The 22,965-nt window shown below is 32.4% G+C and carries 21 protein-coding genes and 1 other RNA gene; 17 read left to right on the top strand and 5 right to left on the bottom strand.

The features are described from left to right. The first annotated feature begins 22 nt into the window (after positions 1 to 22). Positions 23 to 1,348: a dicarboxylate/amino acid:cation symporter gene (locus ACXIHB_RS01250; RefSeq protein ID WP_462098696.1), complete on the top strand. Its 1,326-nt coding sequence runs from the start codon at positions 23 to 25 to the stop codon at positions 1,346 to 1,348. Positions 1,349 to 1,354: 6 nt separating this feature from the next. Then, positions 1,355 to 2,191 carry a sulfurtransferase gene (locus ACXIHB_RS01255; protein WP_462098697.1) on the top strand — a complete coding sequence of 279 codons (837 nt, stop codon included), beginning with the start codon at positions 1,355 to 1,357 and terminating at the stop codon, positions 2,189 to 2,191. 42 nt (positions 2,192 to 2,233) lie between these two features. Here the strand turns inward: ACXIHB_RS01255 and ACXIHB_RS01260 are convergent, their stop codons facing one another. From ACXIHB_RS01260 to ACXIHB_RS01270, 3 genes are read right to left on the bottom strand one after another with little or no spacing between them, the layout of a single operon-like run. Next, positions 2,234 to 2,746 carry a DUF7935 family protein gene (locus ACXIHB_RS01260; RefSeq protein ID WP_274641002.1) on the bottom strand — a complete coding sequence of 171 codons (513 nt, stop codon included), beginning with the start codon at positions 2,744 to 2,746 and terminating at the stop codon, positions 2,234 to 2,236. Continuing rightward, on the bottom strand, positions 2,736 to 3,449 hold the full coding sequence (locus ACXIHB_RS01265; protein ID WP_462098698.1) for a DUF3307 domain-containing protein: 714 nt from the start codon (positions 3,447 to 3,449) through the stop codon (positions 2,736 to 2,738). The genes ACXIHB_RS01260 and ACXIHB_RS01265 overlap by 11 nt, the downstream gene beginning before the upstream one ends. Then, complete coding sequence (locus tag ACXIHB_RS01270; protein ID WP_462098699.1) at positions 3,446 to 4,063, bottom strand: SatD family protein; 618 nt, start codon at positions 4,061 to 4,063, stop codon at positions 3,446 to 3,448. Before ACXIHB_RS01270 ends, ACXIHB_RS01265 begins: the two co-directional genes overlap by 4 nt. 229 nt (positions 4,064 to 4,292) lie before the next feature. Between ACXIHB_RS01270 and ACXIHB_RS01275 the strand changes: the two genes are divergently transcribed. The 4 genes from ACXIHB_RS01275 (at position 4,293) to ACXIHB_RS01290 (ending at position 9,504) form a co-directional block, all read left to right on the top strand. Then, on the top strand, positions 4,293 to 6,623 hold the full coding sequence (locus ACXIHB_RS01275) for an ATP-dependent helicase (protein ID WP_462098700.1): 2,331 nt from the start codon (positions 4,293 to 4,295) through the stop codon (positions 6,621 to 6,623). A gap of 46 nt (positions 6,624 to 6,669) precedes the next feature. Continuing rightward, positions 6,670 to 7,302, top strand: coding sequence for a DUF4290 domain-containing protein (locus ACXIHB_RS01280; RefSeq protein ID WP_073183666.1), 633 nt, complete (start codon positions 6,670 to 6,672; stop codon positions 7,300 to 7,302). Next, positions 7,303 to 8,616 (top strand): UDP-N-acetylglucosamine 1-carboxyvinyltransferase, encoded by a 1,314-nt coding sequence (gene murA / locus ACXIHB_RS01285; RefSeq protein ID WP_047789037.1) that lies wholly within the window; start codon positions 7,303 to 7,305, stop codon positions 8,614 to 8,616. Positions 8,617 to 8,751: 135 nt separating this feature from the next. Next, positions 8,752 to 9,504: a DUF6503 family protein gene (locus ACXIHB_RS01290; protein WP_462098701.1), complete on the top strand. Its 753-nt coding sequence runs from the start codon at positions 8,752 to 8,754 to the stop codon at positions 9,502 to 9,504. Positions 9,505 to 9,566: 62 nt separating this feature from the next. Here ACXIHB_RS01290 and ACXIHB_RS01295 read toward each other — a convergent pair whose 3' ends face one another. Further along, positions 9,567 to 9,758, bottom strand: coding sequence for a hypothetical protein (locus ACXIHB_RS01295; protein WP_047790585.1), 192 nt, complete (start codon positions 9,756 to 9,758; stop codon positions 9,567 to 9,569). Between the two features lie 197 nt (positions 9,759 to 9,955). On the opposite strand from ACXIHB_RS01295, the gene ACXIHB_RS01300 reads away from it, so the two are divergent. The 9 genes from ACXIHB_RS01300 to ACXIHB_RS01340 all read left to right on the top strand — a co-directional run bounded on the left by ACXIHB_RS01300 (position 9,956) and on the right by ACXIHB_RS01340 (position 20,807). Then, a complete protein-coding gene (locus ACXIHB_RS01300) occupies positions 9,956 to 10,531 on the top strand; it encodes a nucleotide exchange factor GrpE (protein WP_231128407.1) in 576 nt (191 codons plus the stop codon). A 70-nt stretch (positions 10,532 to 10,601) separates the two neighbouring features. Beyond that, positions 10,602 to 11,726 (top strand): molecular chaperone DnaJ, encoded by a 1,125-nt coding sequence (gene dnaJ, locus ACXIHB_RS01305; protein WP_073183511.1) that lies wholly within the window; start codon positions 10,602 to 10,604, stop codon positions 11,724 to 11,726. 187 nt (positions 11,727 to 11,913) lie between these two features. Then, an RNA gene (gene rnpB, locus ACXIHB_RS01310) (RNase P RNA component class A) lies at positions 11,914 to 12,223 on the top strand. Between the two features lie 290 nt (positions 12,224 to 12,513). After that, positions 12,514 to 15,291 (top strand): bifunctional aconitate hydratase 2/2-methylisocitrate dehydratase, encoded by a 2,778-nt coding sequence (locus tag ACXIHB_RS01315; RefSeq protein WP_047790588.1) that lies wholly within the window; start codon positions 12,514 to 12,516, stop codon positions 15,289 to 15,291. A 190-nt stretch (positions 15,292 to 15,481) separates the two neighbouring features. Further along, on the top strand, positions 15,482 to 17,749 hold the full coding sequence (locus ACXIHB_RS01320; protein WP_159494872.1) for an aconitate hydratase: 2,268 nt from the start codon (positions 15,482 to 15,484) through the stop codon (positions 17,747 to 17,749). Positions 17,750 to 17,853: 104 nt separating this feature from the next. Further along, entirely contained in the window at positions 17,854 to 18,525 is a 672-nt protein-coding gene (locus tag ACXIHB_RS01325; protein WP_047790590.1) for a Crp/Fnr family transcriptional regulator, read from the top strand. 76 nt (positions 18,526 to 18,601) lie between these two features. Next, the gene (locus ACXIHB_RS01330; protein ID WP_462098702.1) at positions 18,602 to 19,486 is read left to right on the top strand and encodes an anti-sigma factor; all 885 of its coding nucleotides are present in this window, start codon (positions 18,602 to 18,604) and stop codon (positions 19,484 to 19,486) included. Positions 19,487 to 19,561: 75 nt separating this feature from the next. Further along, positions 19,562 to 20,257, top strand: coding sequence for a peptidoglycan DD-metalloendopeptidase family protein (locus ACXIHB_RS01335; protein WP_462098703.1), 696 nt, complete (start codon positions 19,562 to 19,564; stop codon positions 20,255 to 20,257). A gap of 76 nt (positions 20,258 to 20,333) precedes the next feature. Further along, the gene (locus ACXIHB_RS01340) at positions 20,334 to 20,807 is read left to right on the top strand and encodes a DUF6495 family protein (RefSeq protein ID WP_159494869.1); all 474 of its coding nucleotides are present in this window, start codon (positions 20,334 to 20,336) and stop codon (positions 20,805 to 20,807) included. On the opposite strand, the gene ACXIHB_RS01345 is transcribed toward ACXIHB_RS01340, so the two are convergent. Next, positions 20,802 to 21,494 (bottom strand): SIR2 family NAD-dependent protein deacylase, encoded by a 693-nt coding sequence (locus ACXIHB_RS01345; protein WP_462098704.1) that lies wholly within the window; start codon positions 21,492 to 21,494, stop codon positions 20,802 to 20,804. The genes ACXIHB_RS01340 and ACXIHB_RS01345 overlap by 6 nt on opposite strands. Positions 21,495 to 21,582: 88 nt before the next feature. On the opposite strand from ACXIHB_RS01345, the gene ACXIHB_RS01350 reads away from it, so the two are divergent. Further along, positions 21,583 to 22,260, top strand: a complete 678-nt coding sequence (locus ACXIHB_RS01350) for a TrmH family RNA methyltransferase (RefSeq protein ID WP_462098705.1) — start codon at positions 21,583 to 21,585, stop codon at positions 22,258 to 22,260. Between the two features lie 110 nt (positions 22,261 to 22,370). Beyond that, entirely contained in the window at positions 22,371 to 22,844 is a 474-nt protein-coding gene (locus tag ACXIHB_RS01355; RefSeq protein WP_462098706.1) for a hypothetical protein, read from the top strand. Positions 22,845 to 22,965: the final 121 nt, after the last annotated feature.

A 22,965-nucleotide genomic window follows, 5' to 3' on the forward strand; every position in this document is an offset into this window, starting at 1 on the left:
AAATAATAGATTTATAGATTATATGAAGAGACTTGCACTACACTGGCAAATTTTAATAGGAATGATTTTAGGTGTCTTATTTGGGTTAGTGATGACCTTTACAGACAATGGAGCATCATTTGTATCGGACTGGATAAAGCCTTTTGGAACAATTTTCGTAAAATTATTAAAACTAATAGCAGTACCGTTAATTATTGCTTCTCTAGTAAAAGGAATTTCTGATTTAAAAGATATTTCAAAATTTAAAAACATTGGTATACGTACCATATTAATTTATATAGGTACTACGGTAATAGCAATAACAGTAGGGTTAGTATTGGTAAATGTTGTACAGCCTGGAGATGGAATTTCAGAAGATACAATAGCTAAATTAACAGCAGATTACGCAAACAGTGAAGGGGTACAAGCTAAAATAGTAGAAGCGAGTAAACAAAAAGAAAGTGGTCCACTTAAGTTTTTGGAAGATATGGTTCCAGATAATGCTATACAAGCAATGAGTAATAATAAAGCAATGTTACAAGTAATTTTCTTTACTATTATTTTAGGAATATCAATGTTATTAATAGGAGAAAAAAAGGCTACACCATTAAAAAACTTTTTTGATTCGTTAAATGAAGTTGTGTTAAAAATGGTTGATTTAATCATGTTAACAGCACCTTTTGCGGTATTTGCATTATTAGCAAATGTTGTGGTTACTTCTAATGATCCTGATTTATTGTTGGCATTATTAAAATATGGAGCGACAGTTATTGGAGGTTTATTATTAATGGTAGCACTTTATATGGTTTTAATAAGTGTATTTACCAAAAAGAATCCATTATGGTTTTTAAAACAAATAAGCCCAGCACAATTATTAGCGTTTTCAACAAGTTCTAGTGCAGCAACATTACCAGTTACGATGGAACGAGTAGAAGAACATATTGGAGTAGATAAAGAAGTATCAAGTTTTGTATTGCCAGTAGGAGCTACTATTAATATGGACGGTACTAGTTTATATCAAGCAGTAGCAGCAGTATTTATATCACAAGCTTTAGGTTTCGATTTAACATTTGTTGATCAACTCACAATTATTTTAACGGCTTTATTAGCCTCAATAGGTTCAGCAGCTGTGCCAGGAGCAGGAATGGTAATGTTAGTAATCGTATTAGAATCAGTTGGTTTTCCAGCAGATAAATTAGCCATAGGTTTGGCATTAATTTTTGCAGTTGATAGACCTTTAGATATGTGTAGAACAGTTATCAATGTAACGGGTGATGCTACAGTATCAACTTTAGTAGCGAAGTCTGTAGGCAAGTTAGGAAAACCACACCCACATGAATGGGATGAACATTATGATGAAGTAAAATAAACTTGTATGCTTACAGTAAAATCACCTATAGTTTCTGTTGATTGGTTGCACGATAATTTAAGTGCAGATAACTTAATAGTTCTAGATGCAACTATTCAGAAAGTAGGAGTCAAAACAGATGATAAAAAAGAAAAACAGCAGATTAAAGATGCTGTTTTCTTTGATTTAAAGAGTGTCTTTTTAGATGTTGAAGCAGAATATCCTAACACAATTCCGTCAGAAAAATATTTTGAAACTGAAGTTCAAAAATTAGGAATAAACAATGATAGCTGTATTGTTGTTTATGATGATTTAGGAGTATACTCATCTCCTAGGGTTTGGTGGTTGTTTAAAGTGTTTGGTTTTGAAAATGTCGCAGTTTTAAACGGAGGTTTACCTGCTTGGAAAGACGCTGGTTATACAGTTGAGTCTAAAAAAGAAAGAAAATTCTTAACAGGGAATTTCAAAGCTAATCTTAATAAGGGTAAAATAAGTGTTACAGAGGAAGTATTAAAAGCTTCTCTTGATAATAAAGTTATATTAGACGCTCGTTCAAAAGGAAGGTTTTATGCTACAGAGCCAGAACCAAGAAAAGATTTAAGAGGAGGTCATATTCCAAATTCTAAAAGCTTACCTTATGCAGAATTGCAATTAAATGGTAAGATGAAATCGAAAGAAGAGCTTCAGAAAATATTTTCAGATATGAATCCAAATAAAGAAGAAATGATTTTTTCTTGTGGTTCAGGAATTACGGCATGTATTTTAGCTTTAGGAGCAGAAGAGGCAGGAAAAACTAACTATAGTGTATATGACGGTTCTTGGACAGAGTGGGCTAGTAGATTAGAATTGCCTGTTGAAAAATAAAAAATAACAAACATTAAAAAAGCCTCAATATTGAGGCTTTTTTTATATCAGTTTTTTGACTTCTTGTTTTAAAAAGGAAATAGCTGTGTTTGCTGGACTTTCTTGTTGAGAATAATCAATCAACACATTTTCTCGTAAATCTTTAGCTGTTTCAGAGTCTTCTGCTGTAGAACGAAGCTTCGCAATAATAGCTAATTTAGCGGCAGTAACAGCCTTCCAACTATCATCAGAAATATATAATTGCTGCACTAAATTATGTTCAAACTCTTGTTCTATATTACCAATTAAAAGTTGGAGGTAGTTATCAGTATCATCTCCTATAGGATTTACTCTTAACAGTAATTTTGATGGGTTGATACGCTCACAAAACAATAACATACGCTCATAAGCTTGTAGCTTTGTGGGTAAACTTTCACGCTTTTTTTCAACTAAAGCATTGAATGTTTTTTCTTTATTGTCTTGTTCAATAAAGCGGCCTAAAATTAAGTAAGCTACACCGCCAGTTACTAATGCTGGTAGGGCATAAGCAAGCCCTTCAATAATTTTATCTTCCATAATGCGAATATACGAGTCCTGTTAAAATTGCCAATCCAAAACTTAGTAAAGTTCCAATCAGTACATATTCAGTAAGTTTTCTGTCTTTTGATGCTGTTAAATCTCCAAATCTAAATATAGATTTTGCCGCGAGTAAAAAACCAACACCTGCCCATTGGTTAATTGCAATAAAAACAAAAATTAATATACGTTCTAAAAAACCAATATACTTACCTGCATTGGCTAACGATTGTTCTGTTGATTTATTACCTTTTTCTGGATTCCATTTAGAAATTAATGTATTTATGATAATAGACGAAGTATAAGTAACAAAAATTAAACAAGCAAAAAGTAATAAGCTTTGCTTAGTTAAAATAGTATCGATATTAATTTTAAAAGGAGAATAAATGTAGGTAGCAAGTCCTAAAATGAATATATGTAAAGCTTGGTCTAAAAAGAAAAATAGACGTTTGTTCTTTTTCTTTTGAAAATATAGTTTCCCAAGATCAATTAAATAATGAGAAATAATTACAAGTAAAAAAACACTCCAGTATGTAGAATTGAATTGTAATAATAATAGTAATAAAATAGCATGAACACCTATGTGAGCATAGAGTTTAATAGATTTTATTTTCTTTTTCTCTTTGTTTTTTACCCAGTTTTTAGGTTGAAGCACAAAATCACCTAATAAATGAGCAACGAGTAGTTTTAAGAAGAGTATCATAGGTTAGTTAGTTTCTGATTCATAAGTTTTCTATAACGTTTTTCTAGTTTCATAATTTCATCAAAACCCGAACGTTTTCTTCGTTCACTGGCGCTACTTTCTGAAATAGCTAGCTTTTTTGCAATAACTTTTTGAGTACATTCAGGGTTTTGTAGAGACATATTCACAAAAGCAGCTGAGTTGGTTGTCCAATTGTCCATTATTAACAAACTTAAGCTTATAGAAACTTCAAACTCGTCGTTAATATCTTCCCAAGGAGTTTTCAAAGCTAAATTTTGCTTTTTAAGTAAATAATCAAAAGCATACCCAGAATTTATAAAAGCTTCACCGTTGGCTTCGGTAATTTTTTCTGTATCAAAGCTTTTATTACCAATACCAATAGCTAAACGAATGTCTAAATCTTTTATTTTTTTAATAGTAGATTTTAGCTTAAAAATAAAAAGAAGAGCTTCAGCAATATTTTCAATTTCAATTTGAAAACTATCTCCGCGAAAAAGCTCCCATGTTTTTGGTGTTTTCCCGATAGTATTGAAGGATTCTTTCAGTACAGGAAGCCATGTTTCAGCAGAAACACCTCTAGAGTTTATAATATCACCAGTAATTACACTTGTCATGTATTCAATTTTTAGTAAAAATAGCTTTTCAAATTGAAAACTCCAAATAATTCGGGTTTTAAAACGAATATTTTAAAATAAGGGTTATAAGACGAATTTCTGTTAATTCGGATTTTAGCTTGAATTTATAGGGTTAAAAATTAGTGAATAAAAAAAAGGATAGAATCTTTAAAAAACCTAAAAGATTGGTTAATTTTCCATTTTTAAAATACTTTCAATTTAATTTCCATTGAATACTTATTTAGAGCAACTTAACGAACCACAGAGAGCAGCTGTTTTACAAAAAGACGGCCCAATGATAATTATAGCAGGAGCAGGATCGGGTAAAACGAGAGTGCTGACTTATAAAATTGCTTATTTAATGGAGCAAGGAGTAGATGCTTTTAACATTTTATCGTTAACATTTACCAACAAGGCTGCCCGTGAAATGAAAGATCGTATTGGTAAAGTAGTGGGGTATAGCGAAGCTAAAAACCTTTGGATGGGAACATTTCACTCAGTTTTTGCACGTATCTTACGTTCAGAGGCTGATCGATTAGGCTATCCGTCAAACTTCACCATTTACGATACACAAGATTCAGTTCGATTGATAACGGCGATTATCAAAGAAATGAATTTAGATAAAGATCGATACAAGCCAAAACAAATTTTAAGCAGAATATCGTCTTTTAAAAACAGCTTAATTACGGTTAGAGCGTATTTTAATAACTCTGATTTACAACAAGCCGATTTAGAAGCGAGTAGACCGAGAACAGGTGATATCTATAAAGAATATGTAGATAGATGTTTTAAGTCAGGAGCGATGGATTTTGACGATTTATTATTGCGTACCAATGAATTATTAGCACGTTTTCCAGATGTGTTGGCAAAGTATCAAGATCGTTTCCGATATATTTTGGTAGATGAGTACCAAGATACTAACCATTCGCAATATTTAATTGTACGTGCGTTGGCTGATCGTTTTCAGAATATTTGTGTGGTAGGAGATGATTCGCAAAGTATTTATGGATTCCGTGGAGCGAATATTCAAAATATCTTGAACTTCCAGAAGGATTACCCAGATGTAAAAACATTTAAGTTAGAACAAAATTACCGTTCAACAAGTAACATCGTACGCGCTGCGAATAGTGTTATTGATAAGAATAAAACGAAGCTAGATAAAGAAATTTGGACAGCTAACGATGCAGGAGATAGTGTGAAGGTAATGCGTACAATTTCTGATGGAGAAGAAGGACGTTTCGTAGCTCAATCTATTTGGGAAAACCAAATGAATCATCAGTTAACAAGTGATCAATTTGCAATTTTATATCGTACCAACGCACAATCAAGAGCTATAGAAGATGCATTGCGTAAAAAAGATATTAAATATAAAATTTACGGAGGTATTTCATTCTACCAACGTAAAGAAATTAAAGATTTACTATCGTATTTACGAATTTTAATCAATCCGAATGATGAGGAAGCATTAAAACGTATTATTAACTACCCAGCAAGGGGGATTGGAGCTACAACGTTAGATAAATTAACAATTGCAGCGAATCATTACAAAAAATCGATGTTTGATATTTTAAAAAATATCAGTACAGTAGATATTAATATAAACTCTGGAACCAAAACAAAGTTGCAGAATTTTGTAAACATGATTCAACGTTTTCAAATTGAAGCACAAACAAAAAATGCTTTTGAAATTGCTGATTTGGTAGTTAAACAAACCCAATTAGTCAAAGATTTACAAAAAGATGGAACTCCAGAAGGAGTTAATAAAGTTGAAAATGTTCAAGAACTTTTAAACGGAATAAAAGATTTTATTACCGATAAAATTGAAACAGGAGAAGACGCATCGTTAACTTCATTTTTAGAAGACGTCGCACTAGCTACTGATTTTGATTCTGATAAGCAAGATGAAGAACCTAGAGTTTCACTAATGACGATTCACTTGTCAAAAGGATTAGAGTTTCCTTACGTGTACATTGTAGGTTTAGAAGAAAGTTTATTCCCTTCAGCAATGAGTATGAATACTCGCAGTGAATTAGAAGAAGAACGTCGTTTGTTTTATGTAGCGTTAACAAGAGCTGAAAAAGGAGCTTATTTAACCTATGCACAAACACGTTATCGTTGGGGAAAATTAACTGATGGTGAACCAAGTAGGTTTTTAGAAGAAATTGATGATCAGTATTTAGAGTACTTAACGCCAAAAGTACCTGAACCGTCAGCAAATAGGTTTATAGATGCTAGTTTATTTGAAGACGATTCACCCAAAAAAATACGTTTTCAAAAACCAATTCAAAAGAAAAGAAAAGAATTCTTAGCAAAGAAGGAAAAACCAAATATGGTTCCTCCAAAAAGTAAAATGAAAAAGGTTTCAGAAATGAGTCCGAAAATGAATTTGTTTGATGGAGAAATCACAGTAGGAAACGTAGTAGAGCATAACCGTTTTGGTACTGGAAAAGTAGTAGCTTTAGAAGGGAAAGGACCCAATAAAAAAGCAGAAATAGAGTTTAGTACCGTAGGTAAAAAGAAATTATTGTTACAATTTGCAAAATTGAAAGTAATCGGGTAGTTAATTCATAATAATTACCTATTTTGCATAGATAAAATATAGAGAAATGACGTTTGATTTAGAATACAATTCGAAAAGATCCAAATTAATTATCCCAGAATATGGGAGGCATATACAAAAGCTAGTGAATCATTGTATTGCTTTAGAAGATAAAGAAGAACGAAATACAATGGCTAAAGCTATTATTGATGTAATGGGTAATTTACAGCCTCACTTACGCGATGTGCCTGATTTTAAGCATAAACTTTGGGATCAGTTACATATAATGGCAGATTTTCAGTTAGATGTTGATTCTCCTTACGAAACACCTTCAAAGGAAGAGTTACAAGAATCTCCTGAGCGATTGCCATATCCAAAATCAGCATCAAAGTATCGTTTTTATGGTACAAATATTCAAACCATGATTGATGTTGCTTTAACATGGGAAGAGGGAGATATGAAAGAAGCTTTGGTATTCACCATTGCTAATCATATGAAAAAATGCTATTTAAACTGGAACAAAGACACAGTTGAAGACAGTGTTATTTTCGATCATTTATATGAGTTGTCTGAAGGAAAAATAGATATTCGAGACATTGATGAGGACTTAACAGATAGCAAAAGCCTGTTAAGAAAACGTAGCGGACAAGGACAGCACAAATCAAAAGGAAAAACAAATACTAAATACAGAAAAAAGTAAATGGCATCATTTAAAATAGAAGGAGGTCACAAATTAAAAGGAACAATAACACCACAAGGAGCAAAAAATGAAGCATTACAGGTAATATGTGCGGTGTTGTTAACGTCAGAAAAAGTAATTATAAATAATGTTCCTGATATTATTGATGTTAATAAACTGATTTTTATTTTAGGAGAATTAGGAGTTAAAATAGAAAAATTATCTAAAAACTCATATAGTTTTCAAGCAGACGATATCAATTTAAAATATCTAGAGTCACCAGAATTTAAAAGAGATGGAAGTTCTTTAAGAGGGTCTATTATGATTGTTGGCCCGTTATTGGCTCGCTTTGGAAAAGGATATATTCCTCGACCAGGAGGCGATAAAATTGGGCGTCGTCGTCTAGATACCCACTTTGAAGGATTCATCAATTTAGGAGCAAAATTTCGTTATAATCGTGAAGAATATTTCTATGGTGTAGAAACAGAAACAGGATTAGTAGGAGCAGAGATGTTGCTAGATGAAGCTTCGGTAACTGGTACAGCAAATATTATTATGGCTGCAGTATTAGCCAAAGGAACCACAACAATATATAACGCAGCTTGTGAGCCTTACATTCAGCAATTGTCAAAAATGCTGAACTCAATGGGAGCAAAAATTACTGGAGTAGGATCTAATTTACTCACTATTGAAGGAGTGGAAACTCTAAAAGGCTGTGAACATACTATATTGCCAGATATGATTGAGATTGGTAGTTGGATAGGTATGGCTGCTATGACACGTTCGGAATTGACAATTAAGGATGTAAGTTGGGATGATTTAGGACAAATTCCAAATGTATTTAGAAAACTTGGAATTCAATTAGAAAGAAAGGGAGACGATATTTACATACCAGAGCAAGAAAGCTACGAAATTCAAAGTTATATTGACGGGTCAGTATTAACTGTAGCAGATGCACCATGGCCTGGGTTTACACCAGATTTATTGAGTATTGTATTGGTAGTTGCCACACAAGCAAAAGGAACCGTACTAATTCATCAAAAAATGTTTGAGAGTCGTTTGTTCTTTGTAGATAAGCTAATTGATATGGGAGCAAAAGTAATATTGTGTGATCCTCACAGAGCTACAGTAATAGGTCATGACTTTAAATCGCAGTTGAAGGCAACAAAAATGACCTCTCCAGATATCCGTGCAGGTATCTCATTATTAATAGCAGCACTTTCAGCAAAAGGGACAAGTATTATTAATAATATTGAACAGATAGATAGAGGTTACGAAGATATCGAAGCACGTTTAAAATCTATCGGAGCAAAGATTGAACGAATTGATAGCTAGTAAAAAAGTAAAAAGAAATAAATATAAATCCCAAATCAATTGACTTGGGATTTTTTTATGGCGAAAAAAATTAAAGCACAGTGTAATTAAAAGAAACTTGTTTCGACTAAGCCGCTTTAACTTAAATGAATCATTATGAAAAAAAGAATAACACTTGTTATTTTACTATTACAAACAATAATTTTTGTAGCTCAAGAGAAAGACTTTACGCCTTCAATAGAAAAAGCGCATCATAAAAAAGCTTTTATGAATCAAAAGTATTTAAAGTATGATATAGACATAACTTTTGGTGGAAAAAATCGCTTAACAGGAACAATAACACAAGAACCAGGTGGAGGTAAAATAAAGATAGAGAAAAATAATGGAGAAATAATACTTTTTGACGGAAAAGAAGTGTATTCAGTTGGAATAAAAGAGAAAGATTTAGCAGCAGCAAGGTTTGATATTTTTACATGGTCTTATTTTTTAGGGTTACCTTATAAACTAAACGACGATGGAACTATTTGGTCTAATTTTGAAGAAAATAAATGGGGAACTAAAAACTTTGATACAGGTAAACTAACCTTTGCTTCTGGAACAGGTGATGCACCAGACGACTGGTATGTAATTTATAAAAATCCTAGTACAAACTTTTTAGAAGGAGCGGCGTATATTGTTACTTTTGGTAAAGGAAAGGAAAAAGCAGAAAAAGAACCGCATGCTATTAAGTATAACAATATCGAATTAGTTAATTCAATTCCTTTTGCAACTAATTGGACTTTTCATATGTGGTCATTAAAAAACGGATATGAAGAAGAGATAGGAGAGGTTAAGTTATCAAACATAAAGTTTATTGAAGAAGCAGAATTTGTTATACCTACAAAGGCTAAATTAGTTAAACCTTTATAAAGGTATAAATTTATAATGAAGTAAAAAGCTGTTATTTTTAAAATAACAGCTTTTTTATTTCTCTACATTTCTTCACTACAAGTGTACTCTTGTGTACAAGCAAAATATTGATGACAATAAATAGGACCTGTAACGCTTCCTGAGCAGTCACATCCACATTTATTAAGATCAATAGCAGCACCACCTGTTAAGTTCTTTTGTTGGTTCTTTGAAAGAACGGTAACTCCTGAAATGTTTAAAAAATTCTGTTTCATAATGAGGGACTTTTTATGTTATAAATTAATTAATAAAAATTTCTTAAATATATAGTTTTGAAATCTTTGAACAAAATATAAATATATTTTTTTTTGAACTTTATACTATGGTTTTCTTTGAGAAGTTATGTTGCAATGTCATTATGACACATTTCTTTTATTGGCAATATTATTGTTAATCAAAAAGTGTTAAATACATGAAACGATTTACAATGAGTAAAGATCAATATACAAAAGAAGACGAAATTAACGACGCTATTAAAAATGGCGACTTAGGAGAGAATCAAGAAGAAACTCAAGAAAATAAAGAGGTTGAAGCTAAAGAAGAGCCAACGGCAGAAGAATTAATTCAAGCAGAGAAAGATAAATATTTGCGTTTATTTGCAGAGTTTGAAAACTATAAAAAACGTACTTCAAAAGAACGTATTGAACTTTTTAAAACTGCAAGTCAAGAATTAATGACAGCTTTACTGCCAATTATGGATGATTTTGATAGAGGTTTGGCAGAAATTAAAAAAACAGAAGACTCTGAGTTATTAAAAGGTATGGAACTTATTAATAATAAGTTTAAAAACACCTTAACTCAAAAAGGGTTAACTGAAATAGAAGTAAAACCAGGAGATGATTTTGATGCAGAAGTTCATGATGCAATAACACAAATACCAGCACCTTCAGATGAATTAAAAGGAAAAATTATAGATTGTGTGGAGAAAGGATATAAGCTAGGAGATAAAATTATTCGTCACCCTAAAGTAGTAATGGGGCAAGCGTAAAACAATCATCATTAATACAACTATTGGTCACTAACGATACTTACTTACTAATAGTTGAACATTGAAAGTTATGGCAAAACAAGATTATTACGAAATATTAGGATTATCAAAATCAGCATCAAAAGCTGAAATTAAAAAGGCATATCGTAAGATGGCTATTAAATACCATCCAGATAAAAACCCTGATGATAAAGAAGCTGAAGAAAAATTCAAACTAGCCGCAGAAGCTTATGAGGTGTTAAGTGACGACAACAAAAAAGCTCGTTACGATCAGTACGGTCATGCTGCTTTTGAAGGAGGTCATGGAGGCTTCGGTGGTGGAGGTATGAATATGGATGATATATTTAGCCAATTTGGAGATATTTTCGGAGGAGCATTCGGAGGAGGTTTCGGTGGTTTTGGTGGTGGAGGTCACCGTCAAGCACGAGTTAAAGGTAGTAACTTACGTATCCGTGTAAAGTTAACACTAGAAGAAATTGCCAAAGGTGTAGAAAAGAAGGTAAAAGTTCGTAGAAAAGTTCAAGCAGACGGAGTAACCTATAAAACATGTTCAACATGTAATGGTAGCGGACAACAAATGCGTGTTACCAATACTATTTTAGGTAGAATGCAAACAGCTACTACTTGTAGTACCTGTCATGGAGCAGGAGAGATGCTAGATAAAAAACCAAGTGGAGCAGATGCACAAGGAATGGTAGTAAAAGAAGAAACCGTTTCTATCAATATTCCAGAGGGTGTTACAGAAGGTGTACAATTAAAAGTAGGAGGTAAAGGAAATGAAGCTCCAGGTAAAAACTCAATTCCAGGAGATTTATTAGTGTTAATTGAAGAAGTACCACACGAAAATTTAAAGCGTGAAGGTAGTAATATTCACTACGATTTATATATTAATTTTTCAGAAGCAGTTTTAGGAGTATCAAAAGAAATAGAAACTGTTACAGGAAAAGTAAAGATTAAGATAGAACCAGGAACGCAATCAGGTAAGATTTTACGTTTAAAAGGAAAAGGATTACCAAGTATTGAGCGTTATGGTAATGGAGATTTCTTAATTCATATAAATGTATGGACTCCGCAAGAACTAACGAAAGATCAACGTAAGTTTTTTGAGGAAATGCAAGAAGATGAGAACTTTAGCCCAAACCCTCAGAAATCAGACAAATCTTTCTTTGAAAAGGTTAAAGACATGTTTTCTTAAAAAAATCATAAAAAAGATAATTTTTTTAAATAAAATTTTTTTTAAACGAAAAACAGTTATATATTTGCAGTGTCTAGGAGACGTTCTAGACACTTTTTCTTTTTCATAGCAATTTTCCCACTCAATTCTTTTGAGTGGGTTTTTTTATGAATAGAGGTGTGAACTTTTATTTGATAATAACAATATAATAGCAGACCTATCTTATCGACTTATATGAATATAAGTAGGAAAGTCTGGACACCATAGAGTAGCATAGCGGATAACATCCGTCCGGTGTAAACCGAGGACAAGTGCAACAGAAAGAATGTACAGGTAATGCTGTAGTGAAACCAGGTAAACTCTATGCGGTGCAATGCCATGTACATTAGAGCTTGAGCGCTACTCGCGCGATTCTAAGGGGTAGGCAGATTGATTCTGAGAGTAATTTCAGAACTAGATAAATGATAAGAACCTTATTTTTTAAGGGACAGAATCCAGCTTATGGGTCTGCTTTTTTTCCTATTTAGAATCATTATAGCATTTTTTTTAATACACTTAAAAATAGTGAATTATCAATTTGATAATTATTACGTGTTTTTATACTTGTTTTTTTGATATATTTTTAAAAATAGGTCTTTCTAATTAAATTAATTTGCTTTTTTGACTGTTTTGTTGTTTATTTTTAAAATTGAGGTTAAAATATTACTTTTGCTAAGCAAAAATTAACAGGATAAAGCTGTAAAAGAACGGTTTTAATACGTAATAACTTTTACTATTTCCTTCTAAATATTTAAAAACAAAACTTTTTATGAACACATACTCAGATTACCTAAAGGAGATTGAAGTAAGAAAAGGTCAAGGTCTTCACCCTAAACCTATCGATGGAAGTGAATTGTTAACTGAAATCATCTCACAAATTAAAGATGTAAACAATCCTCACAGAAAAGACTCTCTTAATTTCTTTATCTATAATGTTTTACCGGGTACAACAAGTGCTGCAGGCGTAAAAGCAAACTTTTTAAAAGAAATTATTCTAGGTGAATCTGTAGTAGAAGAGATAACTCCTGCTTTTGCTTTTGAACAATTAGGACACATGAAAGGTGGTCCATCTGTTGAAGTGTTATTAGATTTAGCACTTGGAAATAATGCTGATATTGCCGTTGAAGCAGCGAAAGTATTAAAAACTCAAGTTTTCTTATATGAAGCAGATACAGAAAGATTAGAAAAAGCATATAAAGATGGCAATGTAATAGCTAAAGAATTAATAGAAAGCTATGCTAAGGCAGAATTCTTTACTAAGTTACCAGAAGTAGAAGAAGAAATAAAAGTAGTAACTTTTGTTGCAGGTGTAGGTGATATTTCTACCGATTTATTATCTCCTGGAGCAGACGCTCACTCTAGATCTGATCGTGAGTTACACGGACAATCTATTTTTGAGCATGATAAAGAAATGCAACAGCAATTATTAGCATTAAAAGAACAACACCCAGATAAGCGTGTAATGTTAATTGCTGAGAAAGGAACTATGGGAGTTGGATCTTCTCGTATGTCTGGAGTAAATAATGTGGCATTATGGACAGGTGTTCCTTCTTCTCCATACGTACCATTTATCAATATTGCGCCAGTAATTGCCGGTACTAATGGTATAGCACCTATTTTCTTAACCACAGTTGGAGTAACCGGAGGAATTGGAATCGATTTAAAAAACTGGGTAAAACAAAAAGATGAAAACGGTAATACAGTTGTAGATAAAGATGGAGAACCAATTTTAAAAGAGATGTATTCTGTTAAAACTGGAACTGTTTTAACAATCAATACAAAAGAGAAAAAATTATATAACGGAGATCAAGAGTTAAAAGATATTTCTACTGCTTTAACTCCTCAAAAGATGGAGTTTATTAAGGCTGGAGGATCTTATGCTGTAGTTTTCGGTAAAAAATTACAAACTTTTGCCTGTAAAGCTTTAGGTATTGATATTCCTCAAGTATATGCAGCATCAAAAGAAATCTCTATTGAAAACCAAGGTTTAACAGCTGTTGAGAAAATTTTCAATAAAAATGCTGTTGGAACTACACCAGGTAAGACATTACATGCAGGTTCTAACGTTCGTGTAGAAGTAAACATTGTAGGGTCTCAAGACACCACAGGTTTAATGACGTCTCAAGAATTAGAGATGATGGCAGCTACGGTAATTTCACCAATTGTAGATGCTGGTTACCAATCGGGGTGTCACACAGCTTCTGTTTGGGATGATAAGTCAAAAGCGAATATTCCTCGTTTAATGAAATTCATGAACGACTTCGGTTTAATTACTGGGCGTGATCCAAAAGGTCAATATCATGCAATGACAGACGTAATTCATAAAGTATTAAATGATATTACTGTTGATGATTGGGATATTATTATTGGTGGAGATTCTCACACTCGTATGTCTAAAGGAGTTGCTTTTGGTGCCGATTCAGGTACAGTAGCATTGGCTTTAGCAACAGGAGAGGCAACTATGCCAATTCCAGAGTCAGTTAAAGTAACCTTCAAAGGAAATATGAGAAGCTTCATGGATTTCCGTGACGTGGTACATGCAACGCAACAACAAATGTTAAAGCAATTTGATGGCGAAAACGTATTCCAAGGGCGTGTTATTGAGGTACACATTGGTACCTTAACTTCAGATCAAGCCTTTACATTTACAGACTGGACTGCTGAGATGAAGGCAAAAGCTTCTATCTGTATTTCAGAAGAAGAAACGTTAATTGAATCTTTAGAAATTGCAAGAGATCGTATCCAAATCATGATTGATAAAGGTATGGATAACGAAAAGCAAATGTTACAAGGTTTAGTTGATAAAGCCAATAACAGAATTCAAGAGCTTAAAACTGGTACAAAACCAGCTTTAAAACCAGATGCTGATGCGAATTATTACGCAGAAGTAGTTATTGATTTAGATGAAATTGCTGAACCAATGATTGCAGACCCTGATGTAAATAATGAAGATGTTTCTAAACGTTACACACATGATACTATTCGTCCATTATCTTTTTATGGAGGAACTAAAAAAGTAGATTTAGGTTTCGTAGGATCTTGTATGGTACACAAAGGAGATATGAAAATTTTAGCTCAAATGTTAAAAAATATTGAATCTCAACAAGGAGAAGTAAAATTTAACGCTCCGTTAGTAGTAGCACCTCCAACCTATAACATTGTTGATGAATTAAAAGCAGAGGGCGATTGGGAAGTGTTACAGAAGTACTCAGGTTTTGAATTTGATGATAATGCTCCAAAAGGCTTAGCACGTACAAAGTATGAAAACATGCTATATTTAGAGCGCCCAGGTTGTAACTTATGTATGGGTAACCAAGAAAAAGCAGAACCAGGAGATACGGTAATGGCAACATCTACACGTTTATTCCAAGGAAGAGTTGTAAAAGATTCAGGAGAGAAAAAAGGAGAATCACTATTATCTTCAACACCAGTTGTTGTTTTGTCTACTATCTTAGGAAGAACTCCAACTATGGAAGAGTACGAAAAAGCAGTTGATGGTATTGTTTTAACTAAGTTTAAGCCATCTCAAAAGCAGTTAGTAGTATAATTTATTTATTAAATAAAGTAACTAAAAGCTCAAGTATAATACTTGAGCTTTTTTTATACTGTTAACTACATATAAAATTAGAAAATCTATTATAGATAATAACTATTTAAACTCATTATAATTATATAGTAGCTTCATTTCTATACTATTTTTTTTTGGTAAATTCGTAGGATAACAAAAATTAATAAATATGGCTTTTGATATAGAAATGATAAAAGAGGTATACAGTAAAGTAGTAGAACGAGTAGATACTGCAAGAAAAATTACTGGAAAACCCTTAACATTAGCAGAGAAAATTTTATACACACATCTATGGGATGGAACACCAACGAAAGCTTTCGAAAGAGGAAAGGATTATGTTGATTTTGCTCCAGATCGTATCGCTTGTCAAGATGCAACAGCACAAATGGCATTGTTACAGTTTATGCAAGCAGGAAAAGATAAAGTAGCTGTACCAACAACGGTGCATTGCGATCATTTAATTCAGGCAAAAGTAGGTGCTTCAACAGATTTGCAAACAGCATTAAATAACTCAAATGAAGTTTTTAATTTTTTAGAGTCAGTTTCTAATAAATATGGAATTGGTTTTTGGAAGCCAGGAGCGGGTATTATTCACCAAGTAGTCTTGGAAAACTATGCTTTTCCGGGAGGAATGATGATTGGTACAGATTCTCATACGGTAAATGCAGGAGGTTTAGGAATGGTAGCTATTGGTGTTGGAGGTGCAGATGCTGTAGATGTTATGGCAGGAATGCCTTGGGAATTAAAGTTTCCTAAGTTGATAGGTGTGAAGTTAACAGGTAAATTATCTGGATGGACAGCACCAAAAGATGTTATTTTAAAAGTTGCAGAAATTTTAACAGTTAAAGGAGGAACAGGTGCTATTGTAGAGTATTTTGGACCTGGTGCAACAGCAATGTCGTGTACAGGAAAAGGAACTATTTGTAATATGGGGGCAGAAATTGGAGCAACAACCTCTACTTTTGGTTACGATGAATCTATGGAGCGTTATTTACGAGCAACAGATAGAAGTGATGTAGCAGATGCAGCAAATGAAATAAAAGAATACTTAACGGCAGATGCTGAAGTATATGCAAACCCTGAACAATATTTTGACCAGGTAATTGAAATTAATCTATCAGAATTAGGCCCTTTATTAAACGGACCTTTTACGCCAGATTTATCTACTCCAGTAGGAAAGGAAATGACGGAGAAAGCTCAAGCAAACGATTGGCCATTGCAGGTAGAATGGGGATTGATAGGTTCTTGTACAAACTCTTCTTATGAAGATCTATCGCGTGCGGCTTCTATTGCACAACAAGCAATAGATAAAGGATTGAAAACAAAAGCAGAGTTTGGTATAAACCCAGGGTCTGAGCAAGTACGTTATACTGCTGAAAGAGATGGTATCTTACAAGTTTTTGAAAACTTAGATGCAAAAATATTTACTAACGCGTGCGGACCATGTATTGGTCAGTGGGGACGTTATGAAGACCCGAAGAATGCTCCTAAAAATTCAATAGTACACTCATTTAATAGAAACTTTGCAAAGCGCGCCGATGGTAATCCAAATACACATGCCTTTGTTGCTTCTCCAGAATTAACCGCAGCCATTGCTATTGCAGGTCGTTTAGATTTTAATCCATTAACAGATAAGTTAATTAATGAAGATGGAGAAGAAGTGATGTTAGACGAACCTACAGGTTGGGAATTACCACCAAAAGGATTTGAAGTTGACGATAATGGATATTTAGCTCCAGAAGAAGATGGTAGTGATGTTGAAGTTGTAGTAGATCCAAATTCTGAACGATTAGAATTGTTAACTCCATTTACACCAATTGGAGATGAAATAAAAGGAGCTAAATTATTAATTAAAGCTCACGGTAAATGTACTACAGATCATATTTCTATGGCAGGACCATGGTTACGTTATCGTGGTCATTTAGATAACATTTCTAATAACTGTTTAATAGGGGCTGTAAATGCCTTTAATAAGCAAACTAACTTTGTAAAAAGTCAGTTAACAGGTGAATATGATGCAGTACCAAAAACACAAAGAGCGTATAAAGCGAAAGGAATTCCAACTATAGTTGTAGGTGATCATAATTATGGAGAAGGATCTTCTCGTGAGCATGCAGCTATGGAGCCTCGTCATTTAGGTGTAGTAGCAGTTTTAGTAAAGTCTTTTGCTCGTATTCATGAAACAAATCTAAAAAAACAAGGAATGTTAGGGTTAACATTTGACAATGAAAATGACTATGATTTAATTCAAGAAGATGACACGTTCAACTTTTTAGATTTAAACGAGTTTGCTCCAGACAAACCATTAACAATAGAAGTTGTTCATGCAGACGGTTCAAAAGATATTATTATTACAAACCATACATATAATAAAGGGCAAATAGAGTGGTTTAAAGAAGGTTCAGCTTTAAACTTAATAAAAAAGCAAAACGCTTAAAAAGCTACTCGCAAAATAGAGGTAAAAAAAGCTCTGGAAAACTCCAGAGCTTTTTTTGTAATGTATTTTTAGCTTTTTCGACTTAAAATTTAAAAGTAAAAACTATGAGTGCACTTTGGTATTTTGAAGATGTTAACTTATTTAAAATATTATGCCCACATAAATATCCTGCCTATAAAGAAACACATACTTTAAGTCTTTATAAAAAGAAAGACTATATCTATTTTGAAGAAGATGTCGCAAATAAAATTTATTTAATAGATAAAGGAAAGGTTAAACTAGGTTATTATACAGAAGAAGGAGAAGAAGTAATTAAGGCTATTTTAACCAAAGGAGAAATATTTGGAGAAAAAGCTATTTTGGGTATTGAAAAACGAAATGAATTTGCTCAATCTATAGATAATACAACAGAAATTTGTCCAGTATCACGAGAAACTATGTATTCTTTGATGAGAGATAATATACCTGTAAGTTTTAAGATTTATAAATTTATTGGTTTGAGAATAAAAAAGTTAGAAAGAAGGCTTCAGTTATTATTATTTAAAGACACACGTACTCGCTTATTAGAGTTTTTTAAAGAGTTGTGTGAAGAATATGGACATGAATGTGAAAAAACTGGAGATCAAGTAATAGAACACCCATATACACAAAAAGATATAGCAACACTTATAGGTACTTCAAGGCCAACTTTAAACACCTTAATGAACGAGTTAAAAGAAGAAAAAATTATTAATTTTAATAGAAAGGAGATACGACTACTTAAAAAAATAGCGTAAGTGTAAGCTAGCTAACATTTTATTAGAAAAACTGCAAGTAACTTTGTTTTTGTATAAACTCAAAATTACAAAAACAATGAAAAAAATACTTTTAACAATAGCAGCAGTAAGTGCGTTAACTTTTGTTGCCTGTAATGATGCTGACGATAATACACCAAAAACATCAAACTTAAGTTTAAATGTTAATGGTCTAGAGAATTTAGGAACTGATTATGTGTATGAAGGTTGGATAATTGTAGGAGGAGCTCCTGTATCAACAGGAACTTTTAATGTAAATGATTCAGGAGAATTGTCTGAAAGCTCTTTTGTAGTTGATTCTGACATGCTATCAGCAGCAACTACATTTGTTTTAACCATTGAACCAGCAAACGACCCAGATCCAGCACCAGCAAATACTAAAGTGCTAGCAGGAGATTTTTCAGGAAATTCAGCAGGAATATCATCTACAGGAATTGTAGGAGACTTTTCAACTTCAACAGGTAAATACATTTTAGCTACCCCAACTGATGGAATGATGAATAATGAAAGAAGTGGTATTTGGTTTTTAGACTTAACAGGAGGGAGTCCTGCAACAGGACTTTCTTTACCAACTTTACCTGAGGGCTGGAAATATGAAGGTTGGGTAGTTATTAATGGTACGCCAATTAGTACAGGAACTTTTACAGATGTAGCAATGGCAGATGATAATGCAACAACAACACCATTTAAAGGTAATGAAAATAATGGACCAGGATACCCGGGAGAAGATTTTATACAAAATGCTCCAGATGGATTTATTTTTCCAACAGATTTAAGAGGAACAACAGCTGTTATTTCTGTTGAACCCTATCCAGATAACAGTCCAGCTCCATTTACATTAAAACCTTTAGCACATGGAGTACCAGCAGATGCAGAAGATCATGTAACATTTGATATGGAAGCAGGGCCTGTTAGAGAAATTAGCGGAACTGTAACACGATAGAATAATTTGTGTAATTTACATATGTAAGAGTAATCAATTATCTTTGATTACTCTTTTTTATATATAAAACTATTTATGACAGATTTTTTTAAGAATATATCTCAAAAACCATTGCATGTAATTAATGCTAACATATCTTTTAATGAGTACATTACAATTTCAATAGCTGCATCTAACAAAGAGTTAACTTTTGACGTTTCTTCATCAAAAGAATGGGAAGCATATTTAGAAAACTACTTTTTTAAACATAAAAAAACAGTTGCTTTTGGAGGATATTTAGAAGTAAGAGATATTTATAATAGAAGTGAACATTTTAATAAATTATCAGAAGAAAATCAACGAAATATTCATTTGGGAATTGATTTGTGGTGTGATGCAGGTACAGATATTTTAGCAGTATTAGATGGAGAAATTCATAGTTTTAAAAACAATGTAAACTATGGAGATTATGGACCAACAATTATAATCAAACATTCAATAGAAGGAAATGAATTTTATTCATTGTATGGTCATTTATCCTTAGAATCTTTAGAAGATATATCAGTTGGTAAAAAAGTTAAACAAGGAGAGAAAATTGGAACTTTAGGAGATAGTTCTGTAAATGGAGATTATGCTCCGCATTTACACTTTCAGTTAATAATAGATATTGAAGATTATTATGGAGATTATCCAGGAGTGTCTTCAAAAAAGACGTTGGATTTTTACAAGCAAAATTGCCCTAATCCTAATTTATTATTAAAATTGCCCCATGAAACCCTCATAGAGGGATGATGCAAAACAATATAATCGCCCTAAGTAAAGAAAATGAATAAAAGTTAGGGTTAGTTAATTATTAAAATTTGAATTTTTGAAATATAGACAACTTACAAAGGAGCAGTTTGAAGGATTACACGAAGAGTTCGCACGTTTTTTAGCATCACAAAACATTGATAAAAAAGAATGGGATGAATTAAAAAAAGAGAAACCACATGTGGCAGAAGATGAAATGAATGTATTTAGCGATGTTGTTTGGGATGATGTATTAACCAAAACAGAGTACTTAGAACATTTTTCTCCAAATTTAGTAAACCTATTTAAATGCGAAGAAAAAGAAATGCATCGCATTGTGATAAAAATTGATAAAGAGATTAATGTTTTAGAGCAAGAAGGATTTGAATGGCTATTAAAAAATCCAAATGATGAAGCAATTGAGTTTTTAAGAGGCTCAAAAGCATATCAAGAAGAAAGAAATGTTGAAATTTTTGACTTAATTGAGAAAGGAAGTACTATTTCTAAAGGAGAACTGTACGAGTATTTTGATCGCTTAACATCAAACTCATAAAGCCTTATTAAGTATTGTAATTAACTTATCAGTACCAGAACTAGCAACGTCTTCAATAATAGTTAAGTTATTGAAGGCGTTTTTATTTACAGCAGGTTTAGGATCTATAAAATAAATTGGTGTGTTATGCTGTACATAATTAACCAAACTAGCAGCAGGGTATACTTGCATAGAAGTCCCTATAATTACCAAAATATCAGCTTGTAAAGTAATTTCAGCAGCTTTTTCCAATAATGGAACATCTTCACCAAACCAAACAATATGTGGGCGTAATTGAGCTTCTTCTTCACAAACATCTCCTAAAGCAATATCCTTTTTCCAAGGATATACTAAGTTTTCATTTTGGGTACTACGTACTTTTAATAGTTCACCGTGTAAGTGAATCACATTAGAACTACCTGCCCGTTCGTGTAAATCATCTACGTTTTGCGTAATAATATCAACTTCAAAATTCTTTTCTAAAGAAACTAGATTATGATGTGCTTTATTAGGAGAAACTTCTAAAAGTTGCCTTCTACGCTGGTTATAAAAATCTAACACTAACTCAGGATTAGCATGAAACCCTTCAGGTGAAGCTACTTCATAAATATCATGACCTTCCCATAAGCCATCAGCATCTCTAAAAGTTTTAATACCGCTTTCAGCACTAATACCAGCACCTGTTAATACAACCAATCGTTTTTTCATAAATATAAATTTTGTTGCAAGTTTAAGAAAATAAATACAGGGCTATCGCTCTGCGCTTAAAAATAGGAAAAATTACTATGTTTGTTGTATGATTGATGAAGGATTATTAGCCTATTTAGAAGGCTACATTACCGAGAAAAGAAAAGAAACCTTTTATAAGGTTTTAAATGAACGCACACGTCATTTTACGGTAGTGTTAGAAGATATTTACCAACCACACAATGCCAGTGCGGTGGTGAGAAGTTGCGATATTTTTGGTGTACAAGATGTATATGCCATTGAAAATAAGGTTACGAATAAAGTATCAAGACATGTAGCTAAAGGAAGTCAGAAATGGTTGAATATACAGCGTTTTAAAGAAGATGGTGATAATACCAAAGCATGTTTAGATGATTTAAGAAAAAAAGGATACCAGATTATAGGAACTACACCGCACACGGATTCTTGTGTTTTGTCCGATTTTGATGTAACCAAAAAAACTGCGTTTGTTTTTGGAACTGAAAAAGAAGGGATTTCTGATTACATAAAGAAAGAAGCCGACGGCTTTTTAAAAATTCCTATGGTAGGTTTTACTGAAAGTTTGAACATTTCGGTAGCAGCAGCAATTATTTTACAAGATGTTACTACTCGTATGAAGAAGTTACCAATTGATTGGAAATTATCGGAAGCAGAGAAAAAAGAGTTGTATTTTGAATGGATTAAAAACACGGTTAAAAATCCAGAGAAACTGATAGAGCATTACTACAAAGAGTTTAATAAGCAGTAATTTGTGTAAAACATCAACCTGAACTTGTTTCAGGTTCACATTGTAAATTATCATGTATCATCATTATGGAATTCCGAAACAAATCTGATAGCAAAAGAAAGTTTTAAAATATGTGGGTTAGAAAAATTTTGTTTATTGTTTTTTTTATTTTATTAATAAGTTCTCCTTTTACTTTTATACGTTTTAAACTATATCAAAAAAGAGCAAAATATATAAAGGATTATAGAAAAATAAAGGTAAAAGTAGATTCAATTGACCAGTTTGCGATGAATGGAGGCGTAAATGATGAAAATATTAAAGAAATCTATTATTTTGATTATAAATCGAGTGTTGAAGTTGATGAAGGAGCCCAAAATGAATATTACAAACACTTCTTAAATAGTAAACAAGACTCCATTTACATATGGCACAATCCTAATGCAGATGATTTATATACAACTAAAGACTCAAAACCATTAAATTTAAAACTCCAAAAGTATTTGATGTATCGAGATTTATGCTTTTTAATACTTGGAGCTATTTTAACATTATGGTTTATTTATATCATGTTTATAGAAAAAAAGAAAACAAATGAGAAAAGATAAAATATTAACCAGATAGTTCGGATTTACAATTGGTACGGACTTAAAGTAATAAAAATAAGAAACGTAACCATTGAATCTATTCAAGCTTCTCGTCATTGTATTTTTAAAAAGATGGGGCTAG

Source organism: Tenacibaculum sp. IMCC1, assembly GCF_054906355.1.